Here is a 14,430-nt window from a genome sequence, read left to right on the forward strand (position 1 = left end):
CGTGACAGGGGATTTTCCGGCGATTTACATGCATGGCTGCCTTGCGCGCGGCGCGCCGCGCCTCCATAAATCCTGAAAGAGTAAGCACTTGGCGCGCAGACGTCAGCGCATTGGGAGAGGGGGGTACGTGTCGGACAGCATTCTCGAAACCGAAGGCCTGACCAAGGAATTCCGGGGTTTCGTCGCGGTCAGCGACGTGAACCTGCGGGTGAAGCGCGGCACCATCCACGGCCTGATCGGTCCGAACGGGGCCGGCAAGACCACTTGTTTCAATCTGTTGACGAAATTCCTCCCACCGACGCGCGGCAGCATCCGCTACGATGGCCGCGACATCACCGGGATGAAGCCGGCAGAGGTGGCGCGGCTCGGCCTGGTGCGCAGCTTTCAGATCTCAGCGGTCTTCCCGCATCTGACGGTGCTCGAGAATGTCCGCGTGGCCTTACAGCGCCAGCGCGGCGGCAATTTCGATTTCTGGCGCACGGACGGCCTGCTGCACCGGTATGACGACCGGGCGCGGGAGTTGCTGGAGGATGTCGGGCTCACCCCCTGGGCGACGATCACCGCCGGGGAATTGCCCTATGGCCGCAAGCGGGCGCTGGAGATCGCGACGACGCTGGCGCTCGACCCCGTGATGATGTTGCTCGACGAGCCGACGGCGGGCATGACGCACGAGGATGTGGACCGCATCGTCGCCCTGGTGCGGCGGGTCGCCGCCGGGCGCACCGTGCTGCTGGTCGAGCACAATCTGAAGGTGGTGGCGGGCCTCTGCGACCGGATCACCGTCCTGACCCGCGGGCGCATCCTGGCGGAGGGCGACTACGCCAGCGTCTCCCGCAATCCGGAGGTGGTGGCGGCCTATCTCGGCACCGATGCCGAAAGCGTGGGAGCGCCGACGCATGGCTGACGGCATGGTTCGGGCACCTGGCGCCGATGTCACGGGGGAGCTGCTCGCGGTGCGCCGGCTCGAGGCCTGGTATGGCGAGAGCCATGTGCTGCACGGCGTCGACCTCGACATCCGGCCCGGCGAGGTGGTGACGCTGCTCGGCCGCAACGGCGCCGGCAAGACGACGACGCTCCGCGCCGTCATGGGCCTGGTCGGCCGGCGCGCGGGCTCAATCCGCTATGCGGGGCGGGAGCTGATCGGCGTGCGGCCCGACGTCATTGCCCGCGCCGGCATCGGCTATTGCCCGGAGGAGCGGGGGATCTTCGCCTCCCTCGACGTGACCGAGAACCTGATGCTGCCCCCCGTGGTGCGGCCCGGCGGGCTGTCGATCGCGGAGATCCACGACCTGTTCCCGAACCTCAAGGAGCGTGCGGGCAGCCAGGGCACCAAGCTCTCGGGCGGCGAGCAGCAGATGCTGGCGATCGCCCGCATCCTGCGTACCGGGGCCAAGCTGCTGCTGCTCGACGAGCCCTCGGAAGGGCTGGCGCCGGTGATCGTGCAGCAGATCGGCCGCATGATCCGGGAGATCAAGGCGCGCGGCTTCACCGTGCTACTGGTGGAGCAGAATTTCCGCTTCGCCCAGACGGTCGCCGACCGGCACTATGTCATGGAACACGGGCGCATCGTGGACATGGTGGCCAATGCCGAGCTGGCGAGCTCGCTCGACCGGTTGCACCAGTATCTCGGCGTCTGACGGGCGCCGTCATCGGGAGGACAACCAAGATGGCGACCAATCGCCGGACCTTGCTGAAGGCTGCCACGGCGCTGCCCGCCCTGGGTGCGCTGCCATGGCGCCATGCCCGGGCCCAGGCCGCTGCTACGATCAGGATCGGCGTGCTGAACGACCAGTCCGGCATGTACCGCGACATCTCCGGCCAGACCGCCGTCGCCTGCGCACGCCAGGCGGTGGCGGATTTCGGCGCCCAGGGCTTCACCGTCGAGATCCTCTCCGCCGATCACCAGAACCGGCCGGATGTCGGGTCGAACATCGCGCGGCAATGGATCGACCGCGATGGCGTCGACCTGATCCTCGACGTCACCACCTCCTCCGTCGCGCTCGCGGTGAACGACATCTGCCGCGAGAAGAACAAGGTGCACCTGAACAGCACCGCCGCGACCTCCGACCTCACCGGGGCGCGCTGCGCGCCGACCACGGTGCACTGGACCTACGACACCTACATGCTGGCGAGGTCGACCGGTGGCGCGATGGTGCGGGCGGGTGGCGACAGTTGGTACTTCATCACCGCCGATTATGCCTTCGGCCATGCGCTGGAGCGCGATACCGGCGAATTCGTCCGCCAGGCCGGCGGCCGCGTCCTCGGCAATGTGCGGACGCCATTTCCCGGGACCACCGACTTCAGCAGCTATCTGGTGCAGGCGCAGGCCAGCCGCGCCAAGGTCATCGGCTTCGCCAATGCGGGTGCCGATACGACGAACTGCATCAAGCAGGCGGCCGAATTCGGATTGACGCGACGGGGCGTGAAGCTGGCCTCACTGCTCATGTTCATCACCGATGTGCATGCGCTCGGGCTGCAGACCGCGCAGGGGCTGGTGTGCAGCGAGACCTTCTACTGGGACCTCAATGACCGCACCCGCGCCTTCACCCAGCGCGTGCTGCCGAACATGGGCGGGCTCCGCCCGGCGATGACCCAGGCCGGCTGCTATGCCGGGGTGCTGCATTACCTCAAGGCGGTGCAGGACATGGGCGTCGCCGCGGCCAAGGCGTCCGGCGTCGAGGCCGTGAACCGCATGAAGGCGATGCCGACCGACGATGACGCCTTCGGTCCCGGCAGCATCCGCGCCGATGGCCGCAAGATTCACCCCGCCTATCTGTTCGAGGTGAAGGCCCCGGGCGAGAGCCGCGGTCCCTGGGATTACTACAAGCTGCTGCAGACCACCGCCGCCGAGGAGGCGTTCCGCCCCGTCGCGCAGGGTGGCTGCCCGCTGATCCGTGCCTGATCGCATTCGCGAACCGAAGAGGGAAGTTGTCCGATGAACCTGACCCGACGTGGCCTTGTGGTCGCCGGCGCCGCCGCTGCCGCATGGCCCGCATCCTTCTCCGGTGCCCGTGCCCAGGCGGCGAACACCATCAAGATCGGCGTGCTGAACGACCAGTCGGGCACCTATCGCGACCTGTCCGGCCCGGGCTCCACCATCTGCGTGCGCCAGGCCATCGCCGAACTCGGCAGCCTCGGCTTCAATGTCGAGGTGGTGCAGGCCGACCACCAGAACCGGCCGGATGTCGGCTCGACCATCGCCCGCACCTGGTTCGACCGTGACGGCGTGGACGCCATCCTCGACGTGCCGACCAGCTCGGTGGCACTCGCGGTCGCCGGCATCGCGCGTGAGAAGAACAAGGTCTACCTGAACTCCGGCGCGGCCTCCTCGGACCTCACCGGGCCAGCCTGCTCGCCGAACACCGTCCACTGGACCTACGACACCTGGATGCTCGCCAAGGGCACCGGTGGCGCGATGGTGCGGGCGGGCGGCGACAGCTGGTTCTTCATCACCGCCGATTATGCTTTCGGGCATGCGCTGGAGCGTGACACCGCGAATTTCGTGCGCGCCGCCGGCGGCCGCGTGCTCGGATCCGTGCGCACGCCCTTCCCGGGCACCACCGATTTCAGCAGCTACCTGGTGCAGGCGCAGTCGAGCCGCGCCAAGGTGATCGGCCTCGCGAATGCCGGCGCCGACACCATCAACAGCATCAAGCAGGCGGCCGAATTCGGGCTGACCCGGCGCGGCGTGAAGCTCGCCGGCCTGCTGGTCTTCATCACCGACGTGCACTCGCTCGGGTTGCAGACCGCGCAGGGGCTCGTGCTGACCGAGACCTTCTATTGGGATCTCAATGACCGCACCCGCGCCCTGACCCAGCGGGTGCGTGCGAACATGCCGGGCAACCAGCCGCCGACGATGGTGCAGGCGGGCTGCTACTCGGCGGCGCTGCACTACCTGAAGGCGGTGAAGGAGATGGGCGTCGCGGCCGCCAAGGCCTCCGGCGCCGACGCCGTGACGCGCATGAAGGCGATGCCGACCGATGACGACGCCTTCGGCGCCGGCGCCATCCGCCCCGACGGGCGCAAGTTGCATCCGGCCTATCTGTTCGAGGTGAAGCAGCCCTCTGAGAGCCGCGGCGCCTGGGACTACTACAAGCTGCTGCAGACGGTGACCGCGGAGGAGGCCTTCCGGCCGCTCGCGGACGGCGCCTGCCCGATCGTGCGCGGCTGACCCGACCGCCGCTGCGCCGGAGCGGGGGACACATCCCGCCCGGCGCCAGCCGGCCGGCCATGAAATACAGGGAGACGAGACGATATGACGACCACACGACGCGGTCTTCTGGCGACGGGTGCAGCGGCGGCCATGCTGCCGGTGCCGCTCTCGCGCGCCCGCGCGCAGGCCAACACCATCCGCATCGGCGTGATGAACGACCAGTCCGGGCCCTATCGCGACATCGCCGGGCCTAACGGCGTCATCATGGCGCAGATCGCGGCGCAGGAATTCGGCAATCGCGGCTTCACGGTGGAGGTGATCGGCGCCGACCATCAGAACCGGCCGGATGTCGGCGTCAACCTGGCGCGGCAATGGTACGACCAGGGCGTCGACATGATCCTCGACGTGCCGACCTCCTCGGTCGGGCTCGCGGTGAACAATGTCGCGCGGGAGAAGAACAAGGCCTACATCAATGTGGGCGCCGCGACCTCCGACCTCACCGGCCCGCAATGCAGCCCGAACACGGCGCATTGGGTCTATGACACCTACATGCTCGCGAAGTCGACCGGCGGCGCCATGGTACGCGCGGGTGGCGACAGTTGGTTCTTCATCACCGCCGACTACGCTTTCGGCCACGCGCTGGAACGCGACACCGGGAATTTCGTGCGCGCCGCCGGCGGCCGGGTGATGGGGCAGGTGCGCTATCCCTTCCCGGCGACCAGTGACTTCTCCTCCTTCATCCTGCAGGCGCAGGCGAGCCGGGCGAAGGTCATCGGGCTGGCCAATGCCGGCGCCGACACCATCAACAGCATCAAGCAGATCGCGGAATTCGGGCTGACCCGGCGCGGCGGCGTGAAGATCGCGGCGCTGCTGATGTTCATCGCCGATGTCCATGGCCTCGGGCTCGAGACCGGGCAGGGGCTGGTGATGACGGAGAGCTTCTACTGGGATCTCAATGACCGCAGCCGCGCCTTCTCGCGCCGCGTGCAGCCGCGGCTCAACAACCGGCACATGCCGAACATGGTGACGGCGGGGAATTACTCGGCCACGCTGCACTACCTGAAGGCGGTGGCGGACATGGGCGTGCCGGCGTCCAAGGCTTCGGGCATCGAGGTTCTGAACCGCATGAAGGCGATGCCGATCGAGGATGAAGCCTTCGGCCGCGGCACGCTCCGCCAGGACGGGCGGGTGCTGATCCCCTCCTACCTCTTCGAGGTGAAATCCCCGGGTGAGTCGAGCGGCCCCTGGGATTACATGAAGCTGCTGCAGACCACCCCGGCCGAGGAGGCGTTCCGTCCGCTCGCCGAGGGCAATTGCCCGCTTGTGCGTTCCTAACTCGTGCCTTCCTGAACGGAGACGGTAGATCGCGATGGACGAGATTTTCGGCATACCCGCGCCGCTGCTTTTCGGGCAGTTGCTGCTCGGCCTGATCAACGGCGCCTTCTACGCCATGCTCTCGCTCGGCCTCGCGGTCATCTTCGGCCTGCTCAACATCATCAACTTCACCCATGGCGCCCAGTTCATGATGGGCGCCTTCGCGGCCTGGATGCTGCTCAACTGGGTCGGGCTGAACTACTGGGTGGCGCTGATCCTGGTGCCGATCATCATCGGTGCCACCGGCGTGCTCATGGAATGGCTGATGATCCGGCGATTGTACAAGCTGGATCACCTCTACGGCCTGCTGCTGACCTTCGGCATCGGGCTGATCGTGGAGGGCCTGTTCCGCAACGAGTTCGGCTCCTCCGGGCTGCCCTACCAGATCCCGCCGCAGCTTTCCGGCGCCTGGGATCTCGGCTTCATGTTCCTGCCGGTCTATCGCGGCTGGGTGGTCGCCTTCGCCCTGGTGATCTGCCTCGCGACCTGGATCGTGATCGAGAAGACGCGGCTCGGCGCCTATCTGCGGGCGGCGACCGAGAACGCCTCCCTGGTCCAGGCCTTCGGCATCAACGTGCCGCGCATGGTGACGCTGACCTATGGCGCGGGCGTCGGGCTGGCGGCGCTGGCCGGGGTGCTGGCGGCGCCGATCTATTCGGTGAACCCGCAGATGGGGTCGAACCTCATTATCGTGGTCTTCGCGGTGGTGGTGATCGGCGGCATGGGCTCGATCCTCGGCTCGGTCATCACCGGCTTCGGCCTCGGCGTCGTCGAGGGGCTGACCAAGGTCTTCTGGCCGGAAGCATCGGCCACCGTCATCTTCGTCATCATGGCGATCGTGCTGCTGGCGCGCCCCGCCGGCCTTTTCGGGAGGGCCTGACCCATGGCCTCGCAGAACACCGCCGCCGTGCCGACGCTGCCCGAGGAGCGGACGGCGGCCCAGGGCGCCTTCGGCTTCACCAAGCCCCAATTCCTGACCTTCCTGCTGCTGCTGGCTTTCCTGGTGGGCGCACCCTTCGCCGGGCTCTACCCCGTCTTCCTGATGAAGCTGCTCTGCTTCGGCCTCTTCGCCTGCGCCTTCAACCTGCTGATCGGCTATGTCGGCCTGCTGAGCTTCGGTCATGCGGCCTATTTCGGCATGGGCGGCTATATCGCCGGCCATATGGCGAAGGTGGTGGGCCTGTCGCCGGAACTCGCGATCCTCGCGGGTGGCGCGGTGGCGGCGGGCCTGGGCGCGGTGTTCGGCTGGATCGCGATCCGCCGCCAGGGCATCTACTTCGCGATGATCACCCTGGCGCTCGCCCAGATGGTCTATTTCTTCTGTGTGCAGGCGCCCTTCACCGGCGGCGAGGACGGCATCCAGGCGATCCCGCGCGGCAAGCTGTTTGGGCTGATCGACCTGTCGCCGGACCTCTCCATGTACTGGGTGGTCGCCGCCGTCTTCCTGATCGGCTTCCTGCTGATCCACCGCATCGTGCATTCGCCCTTCGGCCAGGTGATGAAGGCGATCCGGGAGAATGAGCCGCGCGCCACCTCCCTCGGCTATCGCACGGACGACTACAAGCTGGTGGCCTTCATCCTGTCGTCGGCGCTGGCCGGCGTCGCCGGCGCCACCAAGTCGCTGGTCTTCGGCATCGCGACGCTCACCGACGTGCACTGGGCGATGTCGGGGGAGGTCGTCCTAATGACGCTGGTGGGCGGCCTCGGCACCGTCTTTGGCCCCGTGGTGGGGGCGGCCGTGATCGTCACCATGCAGAACTACCTGGCCGAGATGGGCGCCTGGGTGACGGTGATCCAGGGCGGCATCTTCGTGGCCTGCGTGCTGGCCTTCCGGCGCGGCATCCTGGGCGAGATCGCGGCGCGGCTGCGGGTGAAGCTCTGACCTCCCGGGGCTGATCGTTCCGCGGGCAGCCCTGCCGTGATCCTGGGCGGAACCGGGCGGGCGGTGCCCGGTGAGCAGCCTTCCAGGCCTTGCGGTTTCCAGCGTTGGTGGGATGGTGGCGCCCCATGACAGTGCCGGCATTGACCATCGAGAACCTGTCGGTCGAATTCGCGACCGACCGCGGCAGCCTGCGCGCCGTGGACGGCGTCTCGCTCTCGGTCGCTCCGGGGCGGACGCTCGCGGTGGTCGGTGAAAGCGGGTCGGGAAAGTCGGTCAGCGCGCTGGCGGTGATGGGCTTGCTGCCGGGTTCCGCACGGGTCGGTGGGCATATCGCATTGGACGGCGAGGACCTGCTGGCGTTGCCGCCGGAGGCGCTGCGCGCGCGGCGCGGCGGCGCCATGGCGATGATCTTCCAGGAACCGATGACCAGCCTCAACCCGGCCTTCACCGCCGGCGAACAGGTGGCCGAGGCGCTGCGCGTGCATCGTGGCCTGGCCCCGGCGGCGGCCTTCGCGGAAGCGGTCGCGATGCTGGAGCGGGTGCGCATCCCGGATGCAGCCCGGCGCGCCCGGCAATATCCGCATCAGCTTTCGGGCGGCATGCGGCAGCGGGTGATGATCGCGATTGCGCTGGCCTGCCGTCCGCGTCTGCTGCTGGCCGATGAGCCGACGACCGCGCTCGACGTCACGGTGCAGGCGCAGATCCTGGCGCTGCTCGGGCAGTTGAAGCGGGAGACCGGAACCGCGGTGGTGCTGATCACCCACGACCTCGGCGTGGTCGCAGACCATGCCGAGGATGTGGCGGTGATGTATGCCGGCCGCGTCGTGGAACGCGCTTCGGCCGCGACGCTCTTCGCCCGCCCTGAGCATCCCTACACCGTCGGCCTGCTCGGCGCGGCGCCGCGGCTCACGGGCGGGGAGGGACGGCTTGCCTCCATCGAGGGCACGGTGCCCGACATGCGCAATCCGCCGCCCGGCTGCCGTTTTGCGCCGCGCTGCCCTTTTGCGATCACGCGCTGCGTGGCGGAGCCGCCGCCGCTCGCGGAGGTGGCGCCCGGGCACATGACCGCCTGCTGGCGTGCGCCGCTCGCGCAGGTGCTGGGGGCGGCGTGACCCCCTTGCTTGAACTCGATGATGTGGAGAAGCACTTCCCGGTGCGGGATGCGCTCGGCCGCTCGCGCGGGGCGGTGCGGGCGGTGGATGGCGTCTCGCTCAGCGTGCCGGAGGGTGGCGTGTTGGCGATCGTCGGCGAATCCGGCTGCGGCAAGTCGACGCTCGGCCGGGTGGCGCTCCGGCTGATCGAGCCCGATCGCGGCGCCATCCGCTTCCAGGGAGAGGATCTGCGGCGGCTGTCGGGCGCGGCGCTGCGCGCCCGCCGGCGCGACATGCAGATCATCTTCCAGGATCCTTTCGCCAGCCTCGACCCGCGCATGACGGTCGAGGACGCGGTGGCGGAGCCGCTGATCCTGCACGGCACCGTGCCCCGCGCGCGCATCCGCGACCGGGTGGCCGAGATGCTGGTCCGCGTGGGACTGCGGCCGGAGCTGGCGCGGCGCTGGCCGCACGAGTTCAGCGGCGGGCAGCGCCAGCGCATCGCCATCGCCCGCGCACTCGCCTCCGGGCCGAAGCTGGTGATCGGGGACGAGCCCGTCAGCGCGCTCGATGTCTCGGTGCAGGCGCAGGTGGTGAACCTGCTGCAGGACCTGATCCGCGACCTCGGCCTGACCTTCATCCTGATCAGCCACGACCTCGGCGTGGTGCGCCACATCGCGGACCGGGTCGCGGTGATGTATCTCGGCCGCATCGTCGAGGAGGGCCCGGCGCCCGAGGTCTTCGCGAACCCGCGCCACCCCTATACCCGCGCGCTGCTGGCCGCGGTGCCGGGGCAGGGGACGGCGGCGCCGCCGCTCGAAGGCGATGTGCCGAGCCCGATCTCGCCGCCGCCGGGCTGCCGCTTCCATACCCGCTGCCCCCATGCGGCGGCGCGCTGCAGCGCGGAGGTCCCGCTGCTGTTGGGCGCCGGGCACCGCGCCGCGTGCCATTTCGCCGATACCTTGCCGCCGGCGGCGCCGCTGCGCGAGGCCGATCCCGGCGGCGAGCGGCTGCGCCGCCTGCAAGCCTTCTTCCGTCCGCCGCCTGCCCAAACGGGAGCCATGCCATGATGCGCCGCTGGAAAGCCGCCTTCGTCCTCGCCGCCCTGCTCGCCGCGCAGGGAGCCGCGGCGCAGAACCTGCGCATCGGGCTGCGCGAGGATCCTGACATCCTCGACCCGACGCTGTCGCGCACCTATGTCGGGCGCATCGTCTACATGGCGCTGTGCGACAAGCTGTTCGACATCAACGAACGGCTGGATGTCGTGCCGCAGCTCGCCACCGGCTACGTCTGGGAGGACCCGAAGACGCTGCGCATCACGCTGCGCGACGGCGTGCAGTTCCATGACGGCGAGCGCATGAATGCCGAGGCGGTCGTCTACTCGCTGAACCGGCACCTGACCATGCAGGGCAGCTTCCGCCGCAGCGAGATCAGCGAGATCGAGGCGATCGAGATCGTGGATCCGCTGACCGTCCGGATCCGGCTGAAGAACCCCTCCGCCGCCTTCCTCGCCACGCTGACGGATCGCGCCGGCATGATCGTGAGCCCGCGCGCGGCGGAAGCGGCGGGGCGCAATTTCGGCGCCAACCCGGTCTGCGCCGGCCCCTTCCGCTTCGTCGAGCGCATCGCGCAGGAGCGGATCGTGACCGAGCGCTTCGAGCAATACTGGGACCGCGCCCGCATCCATTTCCAGCGCGTCACCTACACGCCGATCCCGGACAACAATGTCCGCCTGGCCAATCTGCAATCCAACGCCATCGAATTCGGCGAGCGGATGGAGCCGGACGACGTGCGCACTGCGCAGCGCAGCCGCAACCTCCGCGTCGTGCCGGTCGAGGAGCTCGGCTATCAGGGCATCACCATCAATATCGCCAATGGCAGCGGCGCCAATCCGGCGTTCCGCGATGCCCGCGTCCGTCGCGCCTTCGATCTGGCGATCGACCGCGCTGCGATCAATCAGGTGGTCTACGAAGGCATGTACACGCCGACGCGCCAGCCGCTGCCGCCGGCCAATCCTTACCACGTGCGCGATTTCGCGCCCCCTGCGCGTGATGTGGCGCGCGCGCGGGCGCTGCTGCGCGAGGCCGGGGTGACGTCCCCTGTCGCCATCGAGATGACCGTCCCGAACAACCCCGACCTGCGGCAGGTCGGCGAGGTGATCCAGGCGATGGTGCGGGAAGCCGGCTTCGAGCTGCGGCTGCGGGCGACCGAATATGCCTCGGCCCTGCAATCCTCGGTGCGCGGGGAATACCAGACCTTCCTGACGGGTTGGTCGGGGCGCACGGATCCGGATGGCAACACCTATCAGTTCATGCGGACCGGCGCCGGCCAGAACGAGGGACGCTATTCCAACCCGGAGGCCGATCGGCTGCTGGACGCTGCCCGCACCGAGCTCGATGTCGAGCGGCGCCGTGCGCTCTATGCCGACATCATGCGCATCGCGGTCGCCGAGGACGTGTCGCGGATCTATCTCTGGCACCGCAAGAACATCATGATCCACAGTACGCGCCTGATCGGCTATCTGCCGGTGCCGGATGGGCTGGTGCGGCTGCAGGACATGCGGCTGCAATAGGGCGCGCGGCAGTGCTCGTCTGGCTTGCACGACGGCTGGCGCAGGTCGTCCCGACGCTGATCCTGCTGTCGGTGATGATCTTCGGCCTGCAGCAGCTCATGCCCGGCGACCCCGCGCTGATCCTGGCGGGCGAGGAGCGCGGCGATCCGCAGGTGCTGGCCCAGATCCGCGCCGAGCTCTGGCTCGATCGGCCGCTCCATGTGCAGTACCTCCATTGGGTCGGCAATGTGGTGACCGGCGATTTCGGTTTCTCCTGGCGCATCCGGGAGCCGGTGGCGCGGCTCATCCTCCAGAAGCTGCCGGTGACCTTCCAGCTCGCCTCCATGGCCTTCCTGATCGCGGTGCTGATCGGGGTACCGATGGGCATCCTCTCGGCCACCCATCGCGACCGTCCCGCGGATTGGCTGGCCAATGGCATCGCGCTGTTCGGGATTTCGATGCCGAATTTCTGGCTCGGCATCATGATGATCCTGCTCTTCTCGGTGCAGCTCGGCTGGCTGCCGCCGTCCGGCTACGTCCCGCTGACCGAGGATTTCTGGCAGTCGGTCTCGACCACCATCATGCCGGCTTTCGTGCTCGGCAGCGGGATCGCCGGCGTGCTGATGCGACACACAAGGGCGGCGATGCTGACCGCGCTCAGCCAGGACTATGTGCGCACCGCGCGCGCCAAGGGGCTGACGGAGAGGGTGGTGGTCTGGAAGCATGCGCTGCGCAACGCGCTGATCCCTGTGGTGACGCTCGGCACCATCGAGTTCGGGCGGCTGCTGGCCGGCGCGGTGCTGACCGAGCAGATCTTCACCATCCCGGGCTTCGGCAAGCTGATCGTGGATGCCGTCTTCAACCGCGACTATCCGGTGGTGCAGGGCGTGGTGCTGGCGACCGCGCTGATCTTTGTGGGGCTGAGCCTGGTCGCCGACCTGCTCTACATGGCGATCAACCCGAGGCTGCGGCAGGCATGAGCGCGTCCGATGATCGGAGCGCCGGAGGGCGCGCAGATCTGAATCGGCCGCGCCAGCCAATGAGCGCCGTGATCGAAAGCCCGGCCGTCGCACCCGCTGCCGAAAGTCCTGGCCGGCGGGCGCTGCGCCGCTTCCTGCGCCACCGGCTCGCGGTCTTCGGTGCGGTGGTGGTCCTGGTCTTCGCCGCGGTCGCCTTGCTGGCGCCGCTGGTCGCGACCGCCGATCCCAATGCCACGTCCTGGTCCGCGATCCGCCGCGCGCCGTCGCTGCAATACTGGTTCGGCACCGACGAGAATGGGCGCGACGTCTTCTCCCGCGTCGTCTGGGGCGCGCGTGCCAGCATGATGGCCGGCACCATCTCGGTCGTGGTCGCGCTGCTGGCCGGGGTTCCGATCGGCCTGCTCGCGGGGCTCGTCGGTGGCTGGGTGGATGCACTGATCAGCCGCGTCGCGGATGCGATGCTGTCGGTGCCCTTCCTGATCCTGGCGATCGCGCTCGCGGCCTTCCTGGGGCCGGCGCTCGAGAATGCGATGATCGCCATCGCGATCAGCGCCTCCCCGGTCTTCGTGCGCCTGGCGCGCGGCATGGCGCTCGATGCCCGGGCGACCGACTGGGTGGAGGCGGCCCGCGCGCTCGGCAATCCGCCCTGGCGGATCGGGCTGCTGCATGTGCTGCCGAACATCGTGCCGCCACTGCTGGTGCAGGCGACGCTGGCGATCGCCGAGGCGATCATCGCGGAGGCCTCGCTCTCCTTCCTCGGCCTCGGGCAGCAGCCGCCGGAGCCTTCCTGGGGGTCGATGCTGAACAGCGCGCAGCGCTTCCTCACCCAGGCGCCCTGGCTTGCGGTTTTCCCCGGACTTGCGATCTTCCTGGTGGTGCTGGCCTTCAACCTGGTGGGCGATGGGCTCCGCGATGCGCTGGACCCGCGCAGCGACAAGCGATGATCGACTGGAAGGACGCTCCCGCTGCCGTGCCGGAAGGGAGCCGCATCTACGCGATCGGCGACATTCATGGCGCGCTCGGCAAGCTGCGGGCGCTGCACGGGATGATCGCGGCGGACCTGGAGGCGCGCCCCTGCGCGGCACCGCTGCTCGTGCATCTCGGCGATTACGTCGACAAGGGCGCCGATCCGCGCGGCGTGGTCCGGCACCTCATGGCGGGCTCGCCATGCCCGGCGCTGCATCTCCGCGGCAATCATGAGGATATGATGCTGGCCGCCCTGACCGGCGATGCGGGTGCGGTCGCGGAATGGCTCTGGTGCGGGGGGCGTCACACGGTCGCGAGCTGGGGCTGGGATGCGGAGGCGCCGCAGGGCTGGGTGCCGATGCCGGCCGAGCGCGCCTTCCTGGAGGGCACGACGCTGCACCACCGTGCCGGCGGCTATCTCTTCGTCCATGCCGGCATCCGGCCGGGGGTGGCGCTGGAAGCGCAGGACCCGCTGGACCTGATGGGCATCCGCCACGAATTCCTGAACAGCGAGCAGGACCATGGCTTCGTGGTGGTCCATGGCCATACCGCGGGCTTCGCGCCGGTGGTGAAGGCGAACCGCATCGCCCTCGACACCGCGGCCTGGAGCGGCGGGCCGCTGACCTGCGCGGTATTCGAAGGCGAACGCTTCGGGCTGATGGGCGCGCGTTGACGCGCGGAGGTCAGGCTTCGGGCGCTGCCCAGGCCCGCAGCAGCGTGTCCACCGCGGGATCGACGGCTTCGTCGAGCTCGGCATCCGTGGGCTCGGGGGTGATGCCGAGCACCACCCGGGTGAACAGCTCGCCCCGCACGAGCGAGGCCAACTGCACGGCGGCGCGCCGCGGATCGAGGTCGGCACGCAGGCGGCCGCGCCGCTGCTCCTCGGCCATCCAGTTCCGCATATGCACCTGGCCCCGGGCCGGGCCGGCCTCGAAGAAGGAACGCGCCAGGTCGGGGAAGCGGACACCCTCGGCGATCACTGTGCGGTAGACGCTGAGCGATTCCGGGCTGAGCACGAATTTCAGCCAGAACCGCGCCAGCGCGCGCATCGCTTGCGGCAGCGGCAGGTCGTGGACGGCGACGCGGTCCATGCCTTCCGCCATATCGGCGCAACGGCGGGCGACGACTTCGCCGAACAGGGCCTCCTTGCTGGGCACATGGGCATAGAGCGTGGCCTTGGAGATCCCGGCGCGCTTGGCGACGGCATCCATGGACACCGCGGCATAGCCCTCCGCCAGGAACAGCTCACCGGCGGCGCGCAGAATGGCGTGCAGCTTGCCCGGCTTGCGGGCGTTGGGGGCAGGGGTGGCGGCTTCCGGCAGGGAGAGAAGAGCGGACATGACGCTAGGATGGGCATTGGATACCAGCCATGCAAGGGAAAAACTGAACCGTTTAGTTTTGGCTTGACGCGGTGCACCACGAAGACCATGTTG

At 68.9% G+C, this 14,430-nt stretch carries 14 protein-coding genes; 13 read left to right on the forward strand and 1 reads right to left on the reverse strand.

What is annotated here, in order from left to right; all coding sequences use genetic code 11:
* Positions 1–127: 127 nt before the first annotated feature.
* The 13 genes from GXW71_RS06735 (at position 128) to GXW71_RS06795 (ending at position 13,670) form a co-directional block, all read left to right on the forward strand.
* Positions 128–904 (forward strand): ABC transporter ATP-binding protein, encoded by a 777-nt coding sequence (locus GXW71_RS06735; protein WP_211851647.1) that lies wholly within the window; start codon positions 128–130, stop codon positions 902–904.
* The gene (locus GXW71_RS06740) at positions 897–1,637 is read left to right on the forward strand and encodes an ABC transporter ATP-binding protein (RefSeq protein WP_408901990.1); all 741 of its coding nucleotides are present in this window, start codon (positions 897–899) and stop codon (positions 1,635–1,637) included. The genes GXW71_RS06735 and GXW71_RS06740 overlap by 8 nt, the downstream gene beginning before the upstream one ends.
* Positions 1,638–1,666: 29 nt before the next feature.
* Complete coding sequence (locus GXW71_RS06745; RefSeq protein WP_211851648.1) at positions 1,667–2,902, forward strand: ABC transporter substrate-binding protein; 1,236 nt, start codon at positions 1,667–1,669, stop codon at positions 2,900–2,902.
* Positions 2,903–2,935: 33 nt separating this feature from the next.
* Entirely contained in the window at positions 2,936–4,171 is a 1,236-nt protein-coding gene (locus tag GXW71_RS06750) for an ABC transporter substrate-binding protein (RefSeq protein ID WP_211851649.1), read from the forward strand.
* 84 nt (positions 4,172–4,255) lie between these two features.
* The gene (locus tag GXW71_RS06755; RefSeq protein ID WP_211851650.1) at positions 4,256–5,488 is read left to right on the forward strand and encodes an ABC transporter substrate-binding protein; all 1,233 of its coding nucleotides are present in this window, start codon (positions 4,256–4,258) and stop codon (positions 5,486–5,488) included.
* 34 nt (positions 5,489–5,522) lie between these two features.
* Positions 5,523–6,407: a branched-chain amino acid ABC transporter permease gene (locus GXW71_RS06760; RefSeq protein WP_211851651.1), complete on the forward strand. Its 885-nt coding sequence runs from the start codon at positions 5,523–5,525 to the stop codon at positions 6,405–6,407.
* 3 nt (positions 6,408–6,410) lie between these two features.
* Positions 6,411–7,409, forward strand: coding sequence for a branched-chain amino acid ABC transporter permease (locus GXW71_RS06765; RefSeq protein ID WP_211851652.1), 999 nt, complete (start codon positions 6,411–6,413; stop codon positions 7,407–7,409).
* A 125-nt stretch (positions 7,410–7,534) separates the two neighbouring features.
* Positions 7,535–8,521 (forward strand): ABC transporter ATP-binding protein, encoded by a 987-nt coding sequence (locus GXW71_RS06770; protein WP_211851653.1) that lies wholly within the window; start codon positions 7,535–7,537, stop codon positions 8,519–8,521.
* Complete coding sequence (locus tag GXW71_RS06775) at positions 8,518–9,570, forward strand: ABC transporter ATP-binding protein (protein ID WP_211851654.1); 1,053 nt, start codon at positions 8,518–8,520, stop codon at positions 9,568–9,570. Before GXW71_RS06770 ends, GXW71_RS06775 begins: the two co-directional genes overlap by 4 nt.
* The gene (locus tag GXW71_RS06780) at positions 9,567–11,072 is read left to right on the forward strand and encodes an ABC transporter substrate-binding protein (protein ID WP_211851655.1); all 1,506 of its coding nucleotides are present in this window, start codon (positions 9,567–9,569) and stop codon (positions 11,070–11,072) included. Before GXW71_RS06775 ends, GXW71_RS06780 begins: the two co-directional genes overlap by 4 nt.
* An 11-nt stretch (positions 11,073–11,083) precedes the next feature.
* Entirely contained in the window at positions 11,084–12,031 is a 948-nt protein-coding gene (locus GXW71_RS06785) for an ABC transporter permease (protein WP_211851656.1), read from the forward strand.
* Positions 12,032–12,099: 68 nt separating this feature from the next.
* The gene (locus GXW71_RS06790; protein WP_367615867.1) at positions 12,100–12,975 is read left to right on the forward strand and encodes an ABC transporter permease; all 876 of its coding nucleotides are present in this window, start codon (positions 12,100–12,102) and stop codon (positions 12,973–12,975) included.
* Entirely contained in the window at positions 12,972–13,670 is a 699-nt protein-coding gene (locus GXW71_RS06795) for a metallophosphoesterase (protein ID WP_211851658.1), read from the forward strand. Before GXW71_RS06790 ends, GXW71_RS06795 begins: the two co-directional genes overlap by 4 nt.
* Before the next feature lie 10 nt (positions 13,671–13,680).
* On the opposite strand, the gene GXW71_RS06800 is transcribed toward GXW71_RS06795, so the two are convergent.
* On the reverse strand, positions 13,681–14,337 hold the full coding sequence (locus GXW71_RS06800) for a TetR/AcrR family transcriptional regulator (protein ID WP_211851659.1): 657 nt from the start codon (positions 14,335–14,337) through the stop codon (positions 13,681–13,683).
* Positions 14,338–14,430: the final 93 nt, after the last annotated feature.

The organism is Plastoroseomonas hellenica, assembly GCF_018129085.1.
Lineage (GTDB): Bacteria > Pseudomonadota > Alphaproteobacteria > Acetobacterales > Acetobacteraceae > Plastoroseomonas > Plastoroseomonas hellenica.